We start from the raw sequence: 21,451 nt of genomic DNA on the forward strand, positions 1-21,451 counted from the left end.
CGCCGCGTACCGGCACCGGACATCCTCACCCCTCCGACAGAAAGAGAGACATGGGAGCGCAGCTTCGGGTCTACCGGCAGAAGATTCGGTCTGCCCAGACGACCAAGAAGATCACGCGTGCGATGGAGCTCATCTCCGCCTCGCGGATCCAGAAGGCTCAGGCGCGCATGGCCGCGTCGGCGCCCTACGCCCGTGCCGTGACGCGCGCCGTCTCGGCCGTGGCCACGTACTCGAACGTCGACCACGTGCTGACGACCGAGCGCGAGAACCCCCGCCGCGCGGCCGTCGTCGTCTTCACCTCCGACCGCGGCCTCGCCGGCGGCTTCAGCTCGCAGGTCATCCGCGAGGCCAACGAGCTGCGCACGCGGCTCGAGGGAGAGGGGCGAGAGGTCGTCAACTACCTCGTCGGTCGGAAGGCCGTTCAGTACTACGCCTTCCGTCGCCGCGCCGCGGCGAAGGAGTGGATGGGCGGCACCGACCAGCCGACGTTCGAGACCGCGAAGGACATCGCCGACACGCTCGTCGAGGCGTTCATCGCGGGCGGCGAGTCGGAGGGCGTGGACGAGATCCACATCGTCTACAACCGCTTCGTCAGCCTCGTCACGCAGACTCCCGAGATCGTGCGCGTCCTGCCCCTCGAGGTCGTCGACGGCGTCGAGGAGCCGGGCTCGACCGACGTGCTCCCGCTCTACGAGTTCGAGCCCGAGGTCGACGACGTGCTCGACGCGCTCCTGCCCGTGTACATCGAGAGCCGCATCTTCAACGCGATGCTGCAGTCGGCCGCCTCCGAGCACGCCGCACGTCAGAAGGCCATGAAGTCGGCCACCGACAACGCCGACAAGCTCATCCGCGAGTACACCCGTCTGGCGAACAACGCCCGCCAGGCCGAGATCACCCAGCAGATTTCCGAGATCGTGGGCGGCGCAGACGCCCTCGTCTCGGCGAAGTAAGCACCGAGAAAAAGGGACGAACCCATGACTACGACTGCTCCGGACGAGAAGACGCCCGCCGCGAAGAAGCCCGCGGCGAAGAAGGCCTCGACCTCGGCGACCCCCACCGCGAACGCCGGCGTCGGCCGCATCGCGCGCGTGACGGGCCCCGTCGTCGACATCGAGTTCCCGCACGACGCCATCCCCGGCATCTACAACGCGCTGCAGACGACCGTCACGATCGGGGAGGAGTCGACGACGCTCACGCTCGAGGTCGCTCAGCACCTCGGCGACGACCTCGTCCGCGCGATCGCCCTGAAGCCCACCGACGGCCTCGTCCGCGGCCAGGAGGTGCGCGACACCGGCGCCCCGATCTCGGTGCCGGTCGGCGACGTCACGAAGGGCAAGGTCTTCAACGTCCTGGGCGAGGTCCTCAACGGCGAGCCGGGCGCTGCCGTCGAGGTCAGCGAGCGCTGGCCGATCCACCGCAAGCCGCCGTCGTTCGACCAGCTCGAGTCGAAGACGCAGCTCTTCGAGACCGGCATCAAGGTCATCGACCTCCTCACCCCGTACGTGCAGGGTGGGAAGATCGGCCTCTTCGGAGGCGCGGGCGTCGGCAAGACCGTCCTCATCCAGGAGATGATCCAGCGCGTCGCGCAGGACCACGGCGGCGTCTCGGTGTTCGCCGGCGTCGGTGAGCGCACCCGTGAGGGCAACGACCTCATCCACGAGATGGAGGAGGCGGGCGTCTTCGACAAGACCGCCCTCGTCTTCGGCCAGATGGACGAGCCGCCGGGGACGCGTCTGCGCGTCGCCCTCTCGGCGCTGACGATGGCCGAGTACTTCCGCGACGTGCAGAAGCAGGACGTCCTGCTCTTCATCGACAACATCTTCCGCTTCACGCAGGCCGGCTCGGAGGTCTCCACCCTCCTCGGCCGCATGCCGTCCGCGGTGGGCTACCAGCCCAACCTCGCCGACGAGATGGGCATCCTTCAGGAGCGCATCACCTCGACGCGCGGTCACTCGATCACCTCGCTGCAGGCGATCTACGTTCCCGCCGACGACTACACCGACCCGGCCCCGGCCACGACCTTCGCGCACCTCGACGCGACGACCGAGCTCAGCCGCGAGATCGCGTCGAAGGGCCTGTACCCCGCCGTCGACCCGCTGACCTCGACGAGCCGCATCATGGACCCGCGCTACCTGGGCGACGACCACTACCGCGTCGCCACGAGCGTGAAGGCGATCCTCCAGAAGAACAAGGAGCTTCAGGAGATCATCGCGATCCTCGGTGTCGACGAGCTCAGCGAGGAGGACAAGATCACGGTGTCGCGTGCGCGCCGGATCCAGCAGTTCCTCTCGCAGAACACCTACATGGCCAAGAAGTTCACGGGCGTGGAGGGCTCCACCGTCCCGCTCAAGGACACGATCGAGTCGTTCGACGCGATCGTCCGCGGCGACTTCGACCACGTGGCCGAGCAGGCGTTCTTCAACGTCGGCGCGATCGAGGACGTCGAGCGCCAGTGGGCCCAGATCCAGAAGGAGAACGGCTGATCATGGCGGAGCTCTCCGTCAGCGTCGTCTCCGCCGACCGCGAGGTGTGGTCGGGGGCGGCGAAGCAGATCGTCGCTCGGACCACCGAGGGCGAGATCGGCATCCTCCCCGGGCACGAGCCGATCCTCGGCATCCTCAGCGCCGGCGAGGTGCGCATCACTCCCGTGAGCGGCGCCGCCATCACGGCGCGTGCGGAAGACGGATTCCTGTCGGTCGAGAACGACACCGTGACGATCGTCGCGGGCCAGGCCGAGCTCGTCTCCTGACGTGTCCGGCCTCGGAACCCTCACGGGTGCCGGGCCGCGGAGGTCGGCGTCGTGACGACGCTGCTCCTCCCGCCCTCCGAGACCAAGCGCGACGGCGGAGCCGCGGGATCCTCTCTGGATCTCGCGGCTCTGTCGTTCCCTGATCTGGGGGATGCCCGGCGCACCGTCCTCGACGCGCTCGCGTCGCTCGCCGCCGACGATGCCGCCGCTGCTCGGGCGCTCAAGCTCTCGGCCCGCGCCGCGGAGCGCGAGCTGGCCCGGAACCGCGTCGTCCACTCTAGCCCGACGCTCGCCGCGATCGACCGATACACGGGCGTGCTGTACGACGCGCTCGACGCCGCGACGCTCGCGCGCCCGGCACGCACGCGAGCGGAGGCGCACGTGCTCGTCCATTCGGCGCTGCTCGGTCTCATCGGCGCGGGCGACGCGATCCCGGCCTACCGGCTCTCGCACGACTCGCGACTGCCGGGGATCGCGCTCAAGCGTCACTGGAGCGGCGCGAACGCGGAGGTGCTCGCGTCGATCGATGGTCCGATCCTCGATCTGCGCTCCGAGGGCTACGCGGCCCTCGGTCCGCTGCCGCAGCGCGACGACGCCCTCTTCGTGCGCGTGGTCTCCCTCGGGGAGGACGGCGCGACGCGCGCGCTGAACCACTTCAACAAGAAGGGCAAGGGGGCGTTCGTGCGCGCGCTCCTGGAGCGCGGGCCCCTGCCCGGGTCCGTCGAGGGCGTCATCGCCGCGGCGGGGGAGTGCGGCTGGCCGATGCGCCCGGGCGCCCCCGGCGAGCTCGAGCTCATCGTCCCGGCGACGCTCGAGGGGTTCGCCGCCGCGGGCTGATCGCGCCGCTGCTGACCGCGCCGCTCACCCCTCCGCGACTGCGCTGTCCGCCCGCCAGCAACCGTCGAGGTGATCGTCGACGAGGCCGGCGGACTGCATGAGCGCGTAGGCCGTGGTCGGCCCGACGAACCGCAGCCCCCGTGCCTTCAGCGCGCGTGCGAGCTCGATCGATTCCGGGGTGGTGGCAGGCAGTTCACCCAGTGAGCGGGGCCGAGCGGCGCGGTGCGCGGGCGCGTGCGACCAGATGAGCGCGTCGAGAGCGCCGGGCTCGTCCCGCACCCACGGCGCGATGACCTGCGCGTTCGCGATCGTCGCGGAGATCTTCGCGCGGTTGCGGATGATGCCGACGTCGTTCATCAGGCGGTCCGCATCGGTCTCGTCGAAGGCGGCGACGGCCTCCGGCTCGAAGCCGGCGAAGGCGGCGCGGAAGCCCTCGCGGCGCTTGAGGACCGTGATCCAGGAGAGTCCCGACTGGAACGCCTCGAGGCTGAGCTTCTCGAACAGCGCGCGATCCCCGCGGAGCTCTCGGCCCCACTCCTCGTCGTGGTAGCGCCGGTACTCCGGGTCGTCCCCAGCCCACCCGCAGCGCGCACGGCCGTCGGCGGCGACGACGAGGTCGATGCGGGCACCCATCAGCGGTGCGCGATGCCCTCGTGGTCCAGCAGCCACACCTTGGTGGGCACTCCGAGCCCCGCGCTGTAGCCCGTGATGCGCTGGTCGCCCGCGAGGACCCGGTGGCACGGGACGAGAAGGGGGACGGGGTTGGCCCCGACGGCTCCGCCCACGGCGCGACCGGCGGTGGCCCGCCCGGTCGCGCGCCCGAGCTCGCCGTAGCTGCGCACCGTGCCGAACGGGATCGCGTCGAGCTCCGCCCAGATCGCCCGCTGGAACGCGGTGCCCCCGAGCCGGACAGGCACGTCGAACTCCCGCCGATCGCCCGCGAAGTACTCGGCGAGCTGCGCGGCGGCCTGCTCGAGGACGGGCGTGGGGGCGTCCGGCCCCTCGCCGTCGCTGAAGCCGTCGGCGGTCTCAATCTCGAGCCGCGTCACGGCCTCGTCGTCGCCGATGAGCAGGATGCGGCCGAGAGGCGAGTCGACGACGAGACGACCCGCGGGGGAGGAGGACGGCGGCGCCGAGGTGGGCGCGGCCGAGGCGGTGGGCGCCGCGGTGGACGCGGCTGCGGGAGGGGCGGCGGGGGCGGTGGTGCTCATCATGTCGACAGGCTAACCGCCCGTGGCATCCCCGACCGGCGGGAATCGGACGCGGCTGACGCGCGCTCGCGGACCGCCTCCTGGGGAGGAGCGGCGCAGCCCCCGCCCGGGTGCGTGCGCCAGGATGGAGGGATGAGCGAGATGACCTACCGCACCCTCGGCCGCTCGGGCCTCCGCGTGTCGACGATCGGGCTCGGCTGCAACAACTTCGGCCGCCCAGGCAGCGCGACCGAGTCGCAGGAGGGGACGACGCGCGTTCTGCACGCCGCGCTCGACCACGGCATCACGCTCCTGGACGGCGCCGACATCTACGGCTACGCCTACGGGCGCAGCGAGTCCATGATGGGCGAGGCGCTGGCGGGCCGCCGCGACGAGGTCGTGCTCGCGACGAAGTTCGGGCACGCCGACTACGAGAGCCCCATCCCGCACTGGGGCGCGAAGGGCTCCCGCCGCTACATCCGCCTCGCGGTCGAGGGGAGCCTGCGCCGCCTGCGGACCGACTGGATCGACCTCTACCAGTTCCACACCCCCGACCCGGCGACCCCGATCGAGGAGACCCTCGCGGCGCTCGACGAGCTCGTCGACGAGGGCAAGATCCGCTACTTCGGTCACTCGAACTTCGCGGCCTGGCAGCTCGTCGAGGCCGACCTCGTGGCCGAGCTGCACGGCCACGAGCGCTTCGTGTCCGCTCAGAACGAGTACAGCCTGCTGACCCGCGGCGCCGACCGCGAGCTCCTGCCCGCGGCGGCCGCGCGCGGCGTCGGCGTTCTGCCGTACTTCCCGCTCTACAACGGCCTCTTCACGGGGAAGTTCACGCGCGAGGGCGGCCCCGCCGACTCGCGCATCATGCGCCAGCGCCCGCACCTGGTCGAGAACGCCCCCTGGGACCGCATGGAGGCCTACGCGGCCTTCTGCTCCCGCAGGGGGGTCGGGATGCTCGAGGCGACGGTCGCGTGGCTGCTGAGCCGCCCGGCCATCACGAGCGTCATCGCGGGCGCCACGACGCCCGAGCAGATCGCGCAGAACGCGGCGGCAGCGGATGCGTGGGCGCCGACTCCCGACGACCTCGCCGAGATCGAGCGCATCTTCCCCACGAACGACGTGCTCACGAGCTACTGACGAGCCCGGCGCTCAGCCGCTCGCGGGCGCGTCGACGCCCTCGCGCTCCTCGATCGGAACGAGCTCGACGTTGATCGAGCGGTTGAGGTCGTCGGCCTCGGCGTTGAGGGCGTCGAGCTCCTCGAGCAGGGCGTTGTACTGAGCGACGAGGGCGTTCGTCGCCTGCAGGCGCGCGTCGAGCTCCTGCTGGCGGGCGAGGAGCGCGTCGCGGTCGCGGAGGAACACCGACTGGCTCGTGTAGCCGCCGGGTTCGGCGGCGCGCGCGTTGAACGCCGTGATCTCCGCCTCGAGCGCGGTGGCGTCGGCGTCGTAGGCGGCCTGCTCGGCATCGATGCGCGCGCCGAGCGCCTCGAGCTCGTCGCTCAGGGCGGTGAGCCGCGCCTCGAGGTCGGCGAAGACGGCGTTCACCTGATCGGTGAGGCCGGCCGAGGCCGCGCGATCGACGAAGTACCGCGCGTAGTGCTCCTCGAGGGCGGCGGGCACCTGCGCGATCTCGCTGCCGATGATGGCGTACAGCTCGGGGATCCTCGAGCGCGGGTCCTGGGCCTCGTACGCGGCGATGCGCTCGACGAGCTCGTGGTCGGGGCCGAGCGCGGCGAAGGCCTCCTCGAGGAGCGGGGCGAGAGCATCCTGCTCATCCGCCGTCAGGCGGTCCCACGCGGCGTGCAGCATCTCGTGCGCCGCGACGACGGGCTCGAGCGCGGCGAGGTCGGGGTTCTCGACGTCATAGAGGTAGATGCGGCCGTCGTCGAGGGTGTAGCAGCCGAGCACGCCGATCCCCGGCTCGTCCGAGGAGCAGTAGTCGTCGAAGTCGCCCGCCGGCACGATCCGGGTGAGGCTCGCGTGCAGCAGATCGACGCCCTCCTCACCGACACCGGCTCGCTCGGCGTACTCCGCGACGAGCGGGTCGAGCTCGGTCGTCAGCACCGTCACCCGGTCGGCGATGATGCGCGGGTTCGCGACCGCCCAGGCCGCGCCGGCGATGACGACGCCCTGCGCGGCGATCGCGACGACCGCGAGGCCGATGAGGATGCCCCTGCCGCCGCGGGCGCGCGACCGGCGGCGATGCGCGGGCGGCGTCGAGGTCACGCCCTCACGCTACCGGCGGCGACGGGCTCAGCCGGCGAGAACGGCCATCGCGGCGTTGAGTGTCGTCGCGTAGAGCACCCACAGCCAGTAGGGGACGAGGAGCGCCGCGGCAGCCCGGCTGACGTCGCCGAAGCGGATGATCGTGGCGAGCACGGCGAAGTCGAGCGCGACGATGATCGCGAGGGCGACCCACAGGCCGGGGCCGCCGACGAGCGAGCCGAGCCCGAAGAACGCCGGGGTCCAGATCGCGTTGAGGGCGAGCTGCACGCCGTAGACGGTGAGTGCGCGAGTGCGCTCGGGGGAGGACGGTCGGCGCCAGACGAGCCACGCGGCGACCGACATCGCCGCGTAGAGGAAGGTCCAGACCGGGCCGAAGACCTCGTTCGGCGGCGTCCACATGGGCTTCGCGGCCTCCGCGTACCAGCCGTCGATCGCGGGCTGCGAGATGAGCGAGCCGACGAGGCCGATCACGAGCGAGAGGGAGAGGAGTCCAAGGAGGACGAGGCCGGAGCGGAGCCCGGAGCGGTCGGCGAGTCGCGTCGCCGTGGTCGCCGTGCGCGTGTCGGTCATCCGGCCCTCCTTCCGCATCGCAGGTTAGGGGCGCTTGCTCCGAGCCTCCTGCGCGTGCGCTGGGCGGGAGCGGTTCAGTGGCCGACGAGCGGCGCCATCGCGCGGGCGATGAGAGACGGCCGCCTCGTGAGACGCTCCTCGATGTCGGCCCCCGTCATCGCGACGAGCCCCGCGTTCGCGCCGAGGAACCGCAGGGGCTCCGGCTCCCAGGACGGCGAGCGGTGCCCGACCCACGGCAGGCGCGTGAGCTCGGTGTCGGCGCCCGTGATGAGATCGGCGAGCGTGCGGCCGGCGAGGTTCGTCGTCGACAGCCCGTCGCCCACGTAGCCGCCGGCCGAGCCGAGGCCCGTCCGCGGGTCGTACGCGACGCTCGCGTGCCAGTCGCGCGGCACCCCGAGGGGCCCGCCCCAGGTGCTGCTGACCTCCAGCGGGGGCAGCTGGGGGAAGAGCTCCTGCACCGTGCGCCGCAGGTGGTCGAAGACGCTTCCCACTCGGTCGTACTCGGGCCGGATGGCGCTGCCGAAGTGGTACCTCGCGCCGCGCCCGCCGAAGGCGATGCGGTCATCCGCCGTGCGCTGGCCGTAGATGACGAGGTGGCGGCCGTCGGAGAAGGTCTGGCCGTGCTCGATGCCGATCTCGTCCCAGACCGCGGCCGGCAGCGGCTCGCTCGCGATCATGAGCGAGTACAGGGGCAGGATGCGGCGGCGCGACTGCGCGACCGTCGCCCCGTACCCCTCCAGGGCCGCGATCACGTGCCGGGCGCGCACGCGCCCCCGAGCCGTCTCGACGACCCCCGGCGCCCACGAGGTCACCTCGGTGCCCTCGTAGATCGTGGCGCCGCGGCGCTCGACGATGCGCGCGAGCGAGCGCGTCAGCCGCGCCGGGTGCACGCGCGCGCAGGCCGGGTCGAATACGGCGCCGCGCGCGTCCGAGGCGCGCACGCGCTCGGGGCCCCAGAGCTCGAGAGCGTCGGCGCCGAAGGCGCGCGCCTGCTCGACCTCGGCACGGGCATCCGCCCACTGGGTGTCGGAGCGGGCGAAGACGACGGTACCGCCGAGCGTGTAGTGGGCGTCGATGCCCTCCTCGGCGATGACGCGACCCACCTCCGCGACGGTGCCGATCATGGCCCGGCGCATCGCGATCGCGGCGGCGCGCCCGTGGGTCTGCGCGAGCGACGCCGCGGAGCGCGGGAAGAGGGCGGACACCCAGCCGCCGTTGCGACCGGATGCGCCGAAGCCAGCGATGCGCTTCTCGAGCAGGGCGATGCGCAGCGAGGGGTCGCGTCGCTGCAGCTCGTACGCCGTCCAGAGCCCCGTGAGCCCCGCGCCGATGATCGCGACGTCGGTCTCGAGGTCGCCCGGCAGCGACGGGCGCGGCGACAGATCGTCGCCGGCCGTCGCGTGCCAGTGGCTCAGCCCCGCGTAGCGCTGCGCCGAGTGGTCGTCTAGAGCCGCGTCCACGCCTCGGTGAGCACCTTCCGCAGGATTCCCTCGATCTCGTCGAACTCGGCCGGGCCGATCGTGAGCGGGGGAGCGAGCTGGATGACGGGGTCGCCGCGGTCGTCGGCGCGGCAGTAGAGCCCGGCGTCGAAGAGCGCCTTCGACAGGAAGCCGCGCAGCAGGCGCTCGGCCTCGTCGTCGGAGAAGGTCTCCTTCGTCACCTTGTCCTTCACGAGCTCGATGCCGAAGAAGTAGCCCTCGCCGCGCACGTCGCCGACGATCGGGAGATCCTTCAAGCGCTCGAGCGCGGCGCGGAACTTCGGCGAGTTCTCGCGCACGTGCTCGAGGATGCCCTCCTCCTCCATGATGTTGAGGTTCTCCAGGGCGACGGCGGCCGAGACCGGATGCCCGGCGAAGGTGTAGCCGTGGTAGAACGCGGTCTGCCCGTGCTTGAACGGCTCGTACAGCCGGTCGCTGACGATCATCGCGCCGAGCGGCGAGTACCCGCTCGTGAGGCCCTTCGCGCTCGTGATGATGTCGGGCACGTAGCCGAGGGCGGTGCACGCGAACATCTCGCCGATGCGGCCGTAGGCGCAGATGACCTCGTCGCTCACGAGCAGCACGTCGTACTTGTCGCAGATCTCGCGCACGCGCTGGAAGTAGCCGGGGGGCGGCGGGAAGCAGCCGCCGGAGTTCTGCACGGGCTCGAGGAAGACCGCGGCGACGGTGTCGGGGCCCTCGAAGAGGATCGCCTCCTCGATGCGGTTGGCGGCCCACTGGCCGAACTCCTCGAGCGAGCCGTGGAAGCCCATCTCCTCGGCGCGGTAGTAGTTCGTGTTCGGCACGCGGAACCCGCCGGGGGTGAGCGGCTCGAACATCTCTTTCATGCCGGGGATGCCCGTGATCGCCAGCGCCCCCTGCGGCGTGCCGTGGTAGGCGATCGCGCGCGAGATGACCTTGTGCTTCATGGGCTTGCCGGTGAGCTTGAAGTACTGCTTGGCGAGCTTCCAGGCCGACTCGACGGCCTCGCCGCCGCCGGTGGTGAAGAACACGCGGTTGAGGTCGCCGGGCGCGTAGTCGGCGAGGCGGTCGGCGAGCTCGATGGCCGTGGGGTGCGCGTACGACCAGAGCGGGAAGAACGCGAGCTCCTCCGCCTGCTTGCGCGCCGCCTCGGCGAGGCGCTCGCGGCCGTGGCCGACCTGCACGACGAAGAGCCCTGAGAGGCCGTCGATGTACTTCTTGCCGTGCGAGTCGTAGACGTGATGGCCCTCGCCGCGCACGATGATCGGCACGCCGGCGCCCGATTCCATGCCCGACTGACGGGCGAAGTGCATCCAGAGGTGGTCGCGGGCCATCGTCTGAAGCTCGGCCTCGCGCGTCGCGCCGACGGAGCCCGGCAGCTCGCCGCCGCCCGTCGCGCCATGAGCGTCGTGCACGTCGTGCGTCTCGCTGGTCTGCTTCTTCTTGCTGCGGGTGAAGAGTGTCATCGTGTTCCCCAGTTGTAGAACTGCTTGAGCAGTCGTAGATAGACGAACGTCTCGGTCGTCTGAACGCCGTCGATGCCGCGGATCTGCTTGTTCAGCAGATCGATGAGGTCGTCGTCGTTCTCGCAGACGACCTCGGCCATGATGTCGAAGCTCCCGGCGGTGAGGACGACGTAGTCGACGGCAGGGATGCGCGCGAGCGCCTCCGCGACCGAGGTCGTGTCGCCGGCCACCCGGATGCCGATCATCGCCTGACGGTAGAAGCCCAGCTGCATCGGATCGGTGACCGCCACGACCTGCATGACGCCCGACTCGGTGAGCTTCTGGACCCGCTGACGGACGGCCGCCTCGCTCAGGCCGACCGCCTTGCCGATCTCGGCGTAGGAGCGCCGCCCATCGTCCTGGAGCTGCTCGATGATCGCCTTCGAGACATCATCGAGCTGAACGGGCTTGGAACGGGCTGCCATTCCCCGATTCTGTCAGTGCTCGCGGACTAATTCAAGTGAACCCGCACCGCGAAGCGGATTCGGGCGACGGATTCCGTCGTATTCGCCTGGAATCCGCGCGAATCGAGCGCTACAGTTCCGGCATGAGCGTTCGCACCCTGACCAATGTCGTCGACGGCCGCACCGTCGCCAGCCGCGCCGACGCCGGCATCGACCTCATCGATCCCGCGACGGAGGAGGTGTACGCCCGCGCCCCCATCAGCACGCCGGAGGAGATCGACGAGGCCTATCGCGCCGCCGACCGCGCGTTCTCGCACTGGGGCCGCACGACGCCCGCCGAGCGGCAGCTCGCGCTCTTCCGCCTCGCCGACGCGGTCGCCGAGCGCGCCGAGGAGTTCGCCGACCTCGAGTCGCAGGACACCGCCAAGCCCCGCGCGACGCTCGTCGCCGACGAGATCGACCAGTCGGTCGATCAGCTCCGCTTCTTCGCCGGGGCCGCGCGCGATCTCGACGGCCGATCGGCCGGCGAGTACCTCGCCGGCCACACCTCCTACGTGCGCCGCGAGCCCATCGGCGTCATCGGCCAGGTGACGCCGTGGAACTACCCGCTCAACATGGCCGTGTGGAAGATCGCGCCCGCGATCGCCGCCGGCAACACGGTCGTGCTCAAGCCGAGCGACACGACTCCGCTCTCGACGCTCCGGCTCGCGGAGGTCGCGGCGGAATTCCTGCCGGCCGGCGTGCTCAACGTCGTGATGGGCGACCGGAGCACGGGCGCGGCCCTGCTGCAGCATCCCACCCCCCAGATGGTCGCGATCACCGGCTCGGTGCGCGCCGGCATGGAGGTCGCGCGGTCGGCGGCGAGCGACCTCAAGCGCGTGCACCTCGAGCTCGGCGGCAAGGCCCCGGCGATCGTCTTCGCCGACGCCGACCCCGAGAAGGTCGCCGAGGGCCTGGTTCTCGCCGGCTACTTCAACGGCGGTCAGGACTGCACCGCCGCGACGCGCGTCATCGTGCACGAGTCGGTGCACGACGCGGTCGTCGAGGCGCTCGCGGCGCGCGCCCGCAGTCACGGCCGCACGGGCGCGCCGAACGAGGAGGGGATCCTCTACGGGGCGCTCAACAACGCCGCCCAGCTCGAGCGCGTGAGCGGCATCGTCGACCGGCTGCCCGCCCACGCCGACATCGTCACGGGCGGTCGCCGCCAGGGCGAGCGCGGCTACTTCTACGAGGCGACGATCGTGACCGGCATGCGGCAGGAGGACGAGGCGGTGCAGGAGGAGATCTTCGGACCCGTGCTCACGGTGCAGACCTTCCGCGACGAGGCGGAGGCGCTCGCGCTCGCCAACGGCGTGCGGTACGCGCTCGCGGCGAGCGTGTGGACGAACGATCACGCTCGCGCGATGCGCCTGAGCCGCGACCTCGACTTCGGCTGCGTCTGGATCAACACGCACATCCCCTTCGTCTCCGACATGCCGCACGGCGGCTTCAAGCACTCCGGCTACGGCAAGGATCTCTCGCACTACGGCTTCGAGGACTACACGCGCCTCAAGCACGTGATGACGTACCTCGGCGAGTGACGCGCGGCCGGGGAGCGCGCCCGACCGCGCCCTCCCGCGGGAGGTAGCGTGGTCGGCATGGGGGAGCTCGAGGGGGATGCCGCCGACACCGTGATCCGGCGCCGGCCTTCCGGCGTGTCCGCCTCCGATCCCGGCCCGCCCTCGGCCGCGCCCCAGCCGCACGGCGACGAGCCCCCGGGGGACGACACCGTCATCCGACTCGTCGAGCCGTTCCTGCCCTCGCGCAGCCGGGTCGCCGACCGCCCCGTGCTCCTGCTCGACTCGCTCCTGCCGCATCGCCCGGGCGACGCCGCGAGCGCGCTCGCAGGCGCGGGGGAGGCGCCCCCGATCGGCGAGCACGCCGACTTCGCCCTCCGCGTGCCGGGGGTCGAGCATCCGGTGCCCCTCGATCTGCCCGTCGTGATCGGGCGGCGGCCCGGCGCGAGCCGCGTGCCCGAGGTGCCGGCGCCGCGCCGGATCGTCGTCCCCGCCGATCGGCAGGGCGTGTCCGGCCGCCACGCTCGGATCGAGCAGCTCGGGGAGTCGGTCGTGGTGACCGACCTGGGTTCCAGCAACGGGACCGTCGTACACTTGCCGACGGGGCCGCAGCTGCGGCTCCGCCCGGGCGAGTCGTGCGTCGTGCTCCCCGACTCGACCATCGCCCTCGGCGACGGGATCGACATCGTCGTCATGGCGGTCGACCGTCCTCAGCCCCCACGGAGTACCTCGTGACCGCGCTCGGCCGCAGCACCGTCCGCCACGTCGTCGCGCTGCCGCACCGCGGCGAGGTCATCGAGCTCTCCTGGCACGGGGTCACCCACACCGGCTACCGCCGCGCCGCCAACGAGGACAGCTATCTCGCCGACGTGCCCCTCTTCGCGGTCGCCGACGGCATGGGCGGGCACGCGCACGGCGATCGGGCGTCCGACTCCGTCGTGCGGCGCCTCCAGGCCGCCGTCGACGGCGACTTCGTCGAGAGCGAGGCGATCGCCGAGGCGCTGCGCCTGGCGACGTGGGACATCCACGAGCTCGACGAGGAGGACCGCGGCATCGGCACGACCGTGACGGGCGTCGCGCTCACGATGCACGAGGGCCGCCCGGTGCTCACCGTCTTCAACGTCGGCGACTCGCGCGTGTACTCCTTCATCGGCAACGAGCTGCGGCAGGTCACGACCGATCACTCGATGGTGCAGGAGCTCGTCGACTCCGGCCAGCTCGCCGCCGCCGACGCCGACAGCCACCCGGAGGCCAACGTGATCACGCGCGCCGTCGGGTTCTCCACCGAGCCCGACATCGACTTCGCCCGGATCCCGCTCGAGCCGGGCATGCGCCTGCTGCTCTGCTCCGACGGCCTCACGAAGGAGGTTCCGGCGGAGCGCCTGCGCCTCCACCTCGCCGCCCGGCTGAGCGCGCGCGAGACCGCCAACGCGCTCGTCGACGCCGCGCTCGCGCAGGGCGGCCGCGACAACATCACGATCATCGTCGTCGACATCGTCCGCGCTCCCGAATCGCTGGACTGACCCCGGTCGTTCCGATGTCGTCACATCCCGGCGACGCGGCGCCCGAGTGCGTCGGCCTGCTCCTACACTGAGGGTGACTCGAGCGGGGAGGGGGGAATCCGTGGCACGTCGCCGACCGTCAGAGCCGCCGATCCTGCCCGGCTTCACGCACATCCGTCTGCTCGGGTCGGGCGGCTTCGCCGACGTCTTCCTCTACGAGCAGAACATGCCGAGGCGGCACGTCGCGGTCAAGGTCATGCTCGCCGACGTCGTGACCGAGAACGTCCGGCAGATGTTCCAGGTCGAGGCCAACCTCATGGCCCAGCTCTCCTCCCATCCGGGGATCCTGACGGTCTACCAGGCGAGCATCTCGGCCGACGGCCGGCCGTACCTCGTGATGGAGCTCTGCTCCGCGCGCCTGGCCGACCGCTACCGGAAGGAGCGCCTCCCGGTCGCGGAGGTGCTGCGCATCGCCGTGCAGATCGGCAGCGCGATCGAGACCGCGCACCGCGCGGGCGTGCTCCACCGCGACATCAAGCCCTCGAACATCCTCACCACCGCCTACGGGCACCCGGTCCTCTCGGACTTCGGCATCGCCGCGACCCTGAGCGCCGCGGCGAGCCACGACACGGTGGGGATGTCCATCCCCTGGTCGGCGCCCGAGGTGCTCCTCGACCACACGCCCGGCGCCGTCACGAGCGAGGTCTGGTCGCTCGCGGCCACGACCTATTCGCTGCTCGCCGGGCGTTCGCCGTTCGAGATCCCCGATGGCCCGAACACCTCCGACGAGCTGATGGGCCGGATCACGAAGGCCCGCGTGCCGGCGATCGGTCGCGACGACGTGCCCGAGGCGCTCGAGGCCGTGCTGAAGCGCGCGATGTCGCGCGACCCCTCCCGCCGTCAGCAGAGCGCCATGGAGCTGGTCCGAGAGTTGCAGCGCGTCGAGCTCGAGATGGGCCTCGTGCCCACGCAGGCCGACGTCTCGGTCGAGGAGTGGGCGCTCGCAACCGTCTCCGACCCGGGCGATCGCACGATCGTCAAGGCCGTCGCCCCGGCCTCCGCGGCCGGTCGGCCGGCGCGCCGCCGACGCCGGCCCCCCGCCCTCGACGCGGCCGGACCGGCGGAGTCGGCGGAGAGCTCGACGCAGAACGGCGGCCGCGTCGGACGGACCTCCGGCTCGCGCGCCGCCGCGGTCGTGCTCGTTCTCGTCTCGCTCGTCGTCATCGGTCTGGGAGCGGCGGCGACGATGCTCGCCCTCCGGGGCGAGGACGAGATCCCGCGCGTGACGGGCATCCAGGCTGCGCAGGACGGCGGCACCATCGTCTTCACGTGGGCGGATCCCGGTCTCGCCGAGGGCGACTCCTTCCGCGTGCAGGTCGCCGACGCGGGCCAGACCGTGCAGCGGGAGACCGAGTTCGCCGTCGCGGTGGACCCGGGCGACCGGGCGTGCATCACGGTCAGAGTCGTGCGCGAGGGCCGCGTGGGCGACGCGAGCGGCGAGAAGTGCGCCGAGGCGGGGGAGTGAGCCGCTGATGCGCCGCCTCCTGCACGCTCGGCGCTCGAGCATCATCACCGCGACGAGCTCGGCGGTCGTCGCGGCGGTCATCGCGACGATCGCGATCATCTCGCCAGGCTTCGAGGTCCAGCGCCTGGACCTCAACGACGGATCGGTCTGGATCGCCAACGGCGAGCAGCGCTCCGTCGGGCGGGCGAACCTGCAGATCCCGGCCCTCGACACGGTCGTCGAGTCGGAGGGGGCCGACCTGCGGCTCGTGCAGTCGGCCGCCGACGTGGTCGTCGTCGACCGCGCCAACGCGACCGCCGAGATCATCGACGCGGCGCGCGCGGAGGTCGTCGAGAGCGTCCCGCTGCCTCCCGACGATCCGTCGCTCGCGATCGACGGCGAGACCGCGGTCGTCCACAGCGCCGGCTCGGGCGAGACCTGGATCCTGCCCCGGCTGCTCCTCGGCGACTTCGACGCCGCGTCGAGCGCACCGCTCGTCTTCGGCGAGGGCTCGGCGATCGCGATCGATGATCGCTACGGCGTGGTGGCGGTGTCGCCCGCGAGCGGCGAGGTGCTCCGCATCGACCCCGACCGCCCGGATGCCGTCGAGGGGCGCTGGCCCCTCGACCTCGAGCCGGACGCCGCGGTTCAGGTCTCGATCGCCTCCGATCGCTGGGTCGTGCTCGAGACCGCGAGCCGCCTGCTGCACACGCAGAGCGGCGTCATCGACCTCAGCGCGATCCTGCCGGCGGGCTCGGAGCCCCTCCTCGCGGCCCCGGACGCGGCGGCGGCTTCCGCGCTCATCGCGCATCGCGGCGGTCTGCTCGCCGTCCCGCTCGACGGCGGGGATCCGCGGGCGCTCGTGGAGGGGCGCGACGGAGCGCCCGCCCAGCCCGTCGCGGTCGGCGACTGCGTGCTCGCCGCATGGAGCGACGGCGGCGCGTGGAGGGACTGCGCGGGCGAGCCCGAACTGCTCGACCTGACCGGAGTCGCTCCCGGCGCCGAGCTCGAGCTCTCGGTGCGCGACGAGAGGGTCGTGCTCAACGATCGGCTCTCGGGCGCCGCGTGGGCCGTGCAGACCGACGGCGCGCTCATCGACAACTGGGACGAGCTGCTCCGCGAGGAGGAGGACGAGCAGGAGGCCGAGCTCGACCAGCTCGACACGCCCCCCGAGATCGAGCTCGCCCAGCAGCCGCCCGTGGCCGTCGACGACGAGCTCGGCGCCCGGCCCGGGAGGTCGACCTCGCTGCCCGTCCTCCTCAACGACACCGATCCGAACGGCGACGCGCTCCTGATCAGTCAGGTCGATGCGCTCGATCCGGAGGTCGGCCGGCTCGACATCGTCGGCGAGGGGCAGCTCGTCCAGCTCGCGCTCGCACCCGCCGCCCGCGGAGAGGTGGTGTTCGCCTACACGATCACCGACGGCCGCGGCGGGGCCGCGACCGCGACGGTCCGCGTGCGGATCCGGGAGCAGTTCGAGAACGGCCCGCCCGCGCAGGTGCGCCCCTCCAAGACCCTCGTCGCGGAGGGCGGCAGCGTCACCTCGAGCGTGCTGGGTGACTGGATCGACCCCGACGGCGACCCGCTCTACCTCGCCGATGCCACCATGGCCGCCCCCGACCGGGCGACGTTCCGCCCCGACGGACGCGTGACGGTGCAGGAGCTCGGCGGCGCCGGGAGCCTCCGACCCGTCGCCCTGACCGTCTCCGACGGCACCGCGACCGCGGCCGGGACCCTCTCGGTCACCGTGCAGCCGAGCGGGCAGACGCCGATCATCGCCGACCCCTTCGTCGTGCTCGCCTACGCCGGCCAGGAGGTTCGGATCGAGCCGCTCACGCACGTCCGGGGCGGCACGGGGCCGATCCGGCTGAGCGCCGTGCCCGACAAGCCCGGCGCCACGATCACGCCCAGTCTGGATCGCGGCATCGTCCGGTTCGTGAGCGAGGAGGTGCGAACGCACTACCTCGAGTACGTCGTGACCGACGGCGAGCAGACCGCGACGGGCGTCGTCCGCGTCGAGGTCGCCGCTCCGCCGGCGGCGGGCACCGCTCCGATCACGATCCCGAAGACGGCCTTCGTGCGCACGCTCAGCAGTGCGACCGTCGCCGTGGCGACGACCGACATCGACCCCGGCGGGGGCGTGCTCGTGGTGACCGGCATCACCGACGTCCCGGCCGAGAGCGGGATCCGCGCGGAGATCCTCGAGCAGCGCGATGTCCGCGTCACCCTCACCCGTCCGCTCTCCGGGCCGACCGGCATCGAGTACGTCATCAGCAACGGCGCCGCGCAGGCGACCGGGACGATCACCGTCATCGAGATCCCGCCCCTGGAGCGCGTCCAGCCGCCGATCGCCCGGGACGACTCGATCATCGTGCGCGTCGGCGACGCCGTCACCATCCCCGTCCTGGAGAACGACGAGCACCCCGACGACGAGCCCATCACCCTCGCCCCCGACCTCCCGCTCGGGCTCGAAGGAGACTCCGGACTGCTCTTCGTCTCGGGCGACGCCCTGCGCTACCTCGCGCCCGATGCGCCGGGAGAGTTCACGGCCGTCTACGAGGTCCTCGGGCCGCTCGGCCTCGAGCGCGCCCAGGCGACCGTCCGGATCAGCGTCCGGGAGGTCGACGAGTCGACCAACACCCCTCCCGTGCCGCGCACTCTCACCGCGCGCGTGATCGCCGGGGAGACCGTGCGCATCCGGATCCCCGTCGAGGGGATGGACCCGGATGGCGACTCCGTGCAGCTCATCGGGCAGGAGACCGCGCCCGAGAAGGGCACGGTCGTCGAGACGGGGCAGGACTACCTCGAGTACGAGGCCGGGGTCTACAGCTCCGGGACCGACTCCTTCCGCTACACGGTCGTCGATGCGATCGGAGCCCGCGCGACGGGCGAGATCCGCGTGGGGATCAGCCAGCGGCTCGAGGGCGCGCGGAATCCCGTCGCCAATGACGACCAGGTGACGGTGCGGACGGGCGTGAGCGTGCTCGTGCCCGTCCTCGAGAACGACACCGACCCCGACGGGTCCCCCCTCCAGGTGGTCGCCGTCGAGTCCACCGACGCCGAGGCCGAGGCCGAGGTCGTCGACGGCCAGTACGTGCGCATCACCCCGCCCGAGATCGAGGGCCGATACGGATTCGTCTACGCCATCGAGAACGGGCTGGGCGGGGCATCCCAGGCCTTCGTCTCGGTCGTCGTCCGCGAAGACGCCCCGCTGACGCCCCCGGTCGCGCGGGACACGGTGCTCCAGCTCTCCGACATCCTCGACGTCGACACCGTCGACGTCGACGTGCTCGCCCAGGTGTTCTTCGCCGAGGGCGAGGTGGAGGACCTCGGACTCGAGCTCGTCGAGGGCTACGAGGGCGGCGCGCGGATCCTGTCGAACGGGCGCGTGCGCATCGAGGTCGACGACCAGCGCCAGATCATCCCCTTCGTCGTGCGGCACCCGGTCGACCCCTCCGTCCGCGCCTACGCGTTCATCTGGGTGCCGGGCACGGACGATGCCTTCCCGCAGCTCGATCGGCGCGCGCCGCGCGTCCAGGTCGTGAGCGAGGAGACCGTCACGATCGACATCAACGACTACGTGCTCGCCGTCGGCGATGACGGCGTGCGGCTCACCGACAGCGCGACCGTGCGGGCGACCAACGCGAACGGCGACGAGCTCGTCGTCGACGACGACACGCTGCGCTTCACCTCCGAGGACCTCTACTTCGGCCCCGCCTCGATCTCGTTCGAGGTCACCGACGGCACGAGCACGCAGGATACGCAGGGGCGCGTGTCGACCATCGTGCTGCCGATCACGGTCACCCCGCGCGAGAACCAGCCGCCCGTGCTCCTCGGCGCCTCGCTCGAGATGGAGCCGGGCCAGGAGCGCGAGATCGACCTCGTCCGCGTCACCTCCTACCCCTACCCCGACGACGTCGACGAGCTCGCCTACGCGATCACCGGCGGCCCGAGCTCGGGGCTGAGCGCCCGCGTGGAGGGCCAGCGGCTCATCCTGCGCGTCGACGACGCGGCCGCGAAGGGCACGACGAGCGCGGTGTCGCTCTCGGTGCGCGACGACGTCGTCGAGGGCACCGCAGGGCGCGTCCAGGTGCTCGTCGTGCCCTCCACGCGTCCGCTCGCCCGCCCGGCGGACGATGTCGCGATCGCCCCGCGCGGCGAGAGCACCGTCGTCGACGTGCTCGCGAACGACCTGGCGGGCAACCCCTTCCCCGAGCAGCCGCTGCGCGTCGTCGCGATCCGCGGCATCGACGGCGCCGGGGTCCCCGACGGCGTGTCGGTCGCACCGACCGAGGGCGGCCAGAGCCTCCGGGTGACGGTGGCCGAGGGGGCGGCGCCCGCGGACACGGCGATCCAGTACCAGGTGGCGGATGCGACCGACGATCCCGATCGCTACGTCTGGGCGAGCGTGCGCATCTCCGTCCAGGACGTGCCCGACCCCGTCACCGACCTGCGCGTGCAGGCGTACGGCGACCGCTCGCTCGACATCGCGTGGGCGCCGGGGAGCGCCAACAACGCGCCGATCGAGGGCTTCCGGGCGACCGTCGCGCGCGCCGGCGACGGCTCCGTCTTCCAGACCGTCGAGTGCGGGTTCTCGCCGTGCACCGTCCCGACCCCCGGGAACGGGCCGGACAACCGCGTGCGCATCTCGATCGTCGCGATCAACGCGCAGGGCGAGTCCGAGCCCGCCTCGCTACCGGACCCGGTGTGGTCCGACCTCGTCCCGCCCGCCCCGGCGATCGTCGGAATCGAGCCGCTCGACCGCGGCCTGCGCATCGGCTGGAGCAAGCCGGCGCAGGACGCCTCGGCGTCGCCCATCCGCTCGTACCGCGTCGTCGTCGGCCCCGTCGTCCGCCAGCTCACTGTCGGCGCCGATGACGCCGCCGGCACCGTCTACTGGCTCAACGTCGTCGACGCCTCGCTTGAGAACGGCACCTCGTACGCGGTCTCGGTCAGCGCGCGCAACGACTCCTTCGACCCGCTGACGGTGTGGAACAGCTCCTCGGGCTCGGGCACCCCGGCCGGCCCGCCGATCCTCGTCGGCGCCCCCAGCGCGACCGGATCCACGACCGGCACGGGGGCCGCGGACCACAGCGTGAGCGTGTCGTGGGCGGGCGTATTCACCCCCAACGGGCGCTCCATCCAGAGCCACTACGTCTGGATCAGCGACTCCGGCACCGCTCCCGAGTGCACCGTCACCGGCGTGGAGGAGGGCGCCCGATCGCACACGCCGCCGCCCGGAGTGCGCACGGTGAGCGGCGATACGACCTCGCTGACCATCGGGGGTCTCTCCGCCGACGTGCAGTACCGCGTCGTCGTGTACGCCTACAACGGTCAGGGATGCACCGCGAGCGCCGAGGTGAGGGCGACCCCGCGAGCCACCCCGGGCACGGTGACGAGCATCGTCGCGAGCGCACCGCAGGCCAACGGCGAAGGGCGATGGGATGCGGTGCTCCAGTCGGCCGCGACCTCCTCGGGCGCTGCGGAGCTCGTGCGCTACCGGCTCATCGTCGACGGCGCCGCCGTCGCGGACTCGGCCCTCGTGTCGATGCCGACGGTGCTCACGACCCCGGACGGCGCGCACTACGGTCGCGGCCTCCAGGTGCAGGTTCAGGCCTGCGAGCAGAACGAGACCCTCCTGTGCGGCGGATGGTCGGAGCCGTTCCCGATCGACACCGCGATCCTCATCGACGCGCGCCCCGTCTTCACCGAGACCGCCCCCGCTCCCGCGGAGCGCGAGGTGACGATCGACTGGACTCCCGTCACCGGCACCGCGTACGACGCCGTCGAGACCGCGTGCCTCGGCGGGGAGCTCCTCTCCGAGGACCAGGTCGCGGGCACCTGCACCCTCCGGATGGGCCCGGCCGGGACGCCGCAGCTCAGCACCACCGTGACCGAGGCCGGGGTCGCCTACACGAGAACCTACGAGCCGTGAGGCAGGCTGG

17 protein-coding genes are annotated in these 21,451 nt (G+C 72.1%); 10 read left to right on the top strand and 7 right to left on the bottom strand.

All coding sequences use genetic code 11. The features are described 5' to 3' along the window. Nucleotides 1-50 precede the first annotated feature (50 nt). Genes ASC54_RS09565 through ASC54_RS09580 form a run of 4 tightly spaced genes read left to right on the top strand, consistent with a single transcriptional unit; the run spans nucleotide 51 to nucleotide 3,586 of the window. Nucleotides 51-950, top strand: coding sequence for a F0F1 ATP synthase subunit gamma (locus ASC54_RS09565; protein ID WP_055860403.1), 900 nt, complete (start codon nucleotides 51-53; stop codon nucleotides 948-950). A 24-nt stretch (nucleotides 951-974) separates the two neighbouring features. Further along, nucleotides 975-2,483 carry a F0F1 ATP synthase subunit beta gene (gene atpD, locus ASC54_RS09570; RefSeq protein ID WP_235451440.1) on the top strand — a complete coding sequence of 503 codons (1,509 nt, stop codon included), beginning with the start codon at nucleotides 975-977 and terminating at the stop codon, nucleotides 2,481-2,483. A gap of 2 nt (nucleotides 2,484-2,485) precedes the next feature. Further along, a complete protein-coding gene (locus tag ASC54_RS09575) occupies nucleotides 2,486-2,749 on the top strand; it encodes a F0F1 ATP synthase subunit epsilon (protein ID WP_055898614.1) in 264 nt (87 codons plus the stop codon). A gap of 51 nt (nucleotides 2,750-2,800) precedes the next feature. Continuing rightward, nucleotides 2,801-3,586, top strand: a complete 786-nt coding sequence (locus ASC54_RS09580; protein ID WP_235451441.1) for a YaaA family protein — start codon at nucleotides 2,801-2,803, stop codon at nucleotides 3,584-3,586. A gap of 24 nt (nucleotides 3,587-3,610) precedes the next feature. On the opposite strand, the gene ASC54_RS09585 is transcribed toward ASC54_RS09580, so the two are convergent. Next, nucleotides 3,611-4,219 (bottom strand): DNA-3-methyladenine glycosylase I, encoded by a 609-nt coding sequence (locus tag ASC54_RS09585; RefSeq protein ID WP_055860409.1) that lies wholly within the window; start codon nucleotides 4,217-4,219, stop codon nucleotides 3,611-3,613. Beyond that, entirely contained in the window at nucleotides 4,219-4,800 is a 582-nt protein-coding gene (locus ASC54_RS09590; RefSeq protein WP_082515026.1) for a methylated-DNA--[protein]-cysteine S-methyltransferase, read from the bottom strand. The genes ASC54_RS09585 and ASC54_RS09590 overlap by 1 nt, the downstream gene beginning before the upstream one ends. Nucleotides 4,801-4,929: 129 nt before the next feature. Here ASC54_RS09590 and ASC54_RS09595 point away from each other — a divergent pair, with 129 nt between their 5' ends. Further along, nucleotides 4,930-5,916 carry an aldo/keto reductase gene (locus tag ASC54_RS09595; protein ID WP_055898616.1) on the top strand — a complete coding sequence of 329 codons (987 nt, stop codon included), beginning with the start codon at nucleotides 4,930-4,932 and terminating at the stop codon, nucleotides 5,914-5,916. Nucleotides 5,917-5,928: 12 nt separating this feature from the next. Here the strand turns inward: ASC54_RS09595 and ASC54_RS09600 are convergent, their stop codons facing one another. From ASC54_RS09600 to ASC54_RS09620, 5 genes are all read right to left on the bottom strand, one after another. Next, a complete protein-coding gene (locus ASC54_RS09600) occupies nucleotides 5,929-7,005 on the bottom strand; it encodes a hypothetical protein (RefSeq protein WP_055860416.1) in 1,077 nt (358 codons plus the stop codon). A gap of 27 nt (nucleotides 7,006-7,032) precedes the next feature. Continuing rightward, nucleotides 7,033-7,575, bottom strand: a complete 543-nt coding sequence (locus ASC54_RS09605; RefSeq protein ID WP_055860419.1) for a TspO/MBR family protein — start codon at nucleotides 7,573-7,575, stop codon at nucleotides 7,033-7,035. Between the two features lie 74 nt (nucleotides 7,576-7,649). Beyond that, entirely contained in the window at nucleotides 7,650-9,035 is a 1,386-nt protein-coding gene (locus ASC54_RS09610; protein WP_235451442.1) for an FAD-binding oxidoreductase, read from the bottom strand. After that, the gene (locus ASC54_RS09615) at nucleotides 9,020-10,369 is read right to left on the bottom strand and encodes an aspartate aminotransferase family protein (protein WP_235451479.1); all 1,350 of its coding nucleotides are present in this window, start codon (nucleotides 10,367-10,369) and stop codon (nucleotides 9,020-9,022) included. The genes ASC54_RS09610 and ASC54_RS09615 overlap by 16 nt, the downstream gene beginning before the upstream one ends. A 128-nt stretch (nucleotides 10,370-10,497) precedes the next feature. Then, the gene (locus tag ASC54_RS09620) at nucleotides 10,498-10,965 is read right to left on the bottom strand and encodes an Lrp/AsnC family transcriptional regulator (RefSeq protein ID WP_055860422.1); all 468 of its coding nucleotides are present in this window, start codon (nucleotides 10,963-10,965) and stop codon (nucleotides 10,498-10,500) included. 122 nt (nucleotides 10,966-11,087) lie between these two features. Between ASC54_RS09620 and ASC54_RS09625 the strand changes: the two genes are divergently transcribed. From ASC54_RS09625 to ASC54_RS09645, 5 genes are all read left to right on the top strand, one after another. Next, complete coding sequence (locus ASC54_RS09625) at nucleotides 11,088-12,524, top strand: gamma-aminobutyraldehyde dehydrogenase (protein WP_055860425.1); 1,437 nt, start codon at nucleotides 11,088-11,090, stop codon at nucleotides 12,522-12,524. Between the two features lie 57 nt (nucleotides 12,525-12,581). Further along, a complete protein-coding gene (locus tag ASC54_RS09630) occupies nucleotides 12,582-13,235 on the top strand; it encodes an FHA domain-containing protein (RefSeq protein ID WP_055860428.1) in 654 nt (217 codons plus the stop codon). Next, nucleotides 13,232-14,023 (top strand): PP2C family serine/threonine-protein phosphatase, encoded by a 792-nt coding sequence (locus ASC54_RS09635; protein WP_055860431.1) that lies wholly within the window; start codon nucleotides 13,232-13,234, stop codon nucleotides 14,021-14,023. The genes ASC54_RS09630 and ASC54_RS09635 overlap by 4 nt, the downstream gene beginning before the upstream one ends. Before the next feature lie 100 nt (nucleotides 14,024-14,123). Next, nucleotides 14,124-15,527, top strand: a complete 1,404-nt coding sequence (locus ASC54_RS09640) for a serine/threonine-protein kinase (RefSeq protein WP_082515028.1) — start codon at nucleotides 14,124-14,126, stop codon at nucleotides 15,525-15,527. A 7-nt stretch (nucleotides 15,528-15,534) separates the two neighbouring features. Beyond that, entirely contained in the window at nucleotides 15,535-21,441 is a 5,907-nt protein-coding gene (locus ASC54_RS09645; RefSeq protein ID WP_055898622.1) for an Ig-like domain-containing protein, read from the top strand. Nucleotides 21,442-21,451: the final 10 nt, after the last annotated feature.

This window comes from Yonghaparkia sp. Root332 (genome assembly GCF_001425665.1).
In the GTDB taxonomy this organism is placed as follows: Bacteria; Actinomycetota; Actinomycetes; order Actinomycetales; family Microbacteriaceae; genus Microcella.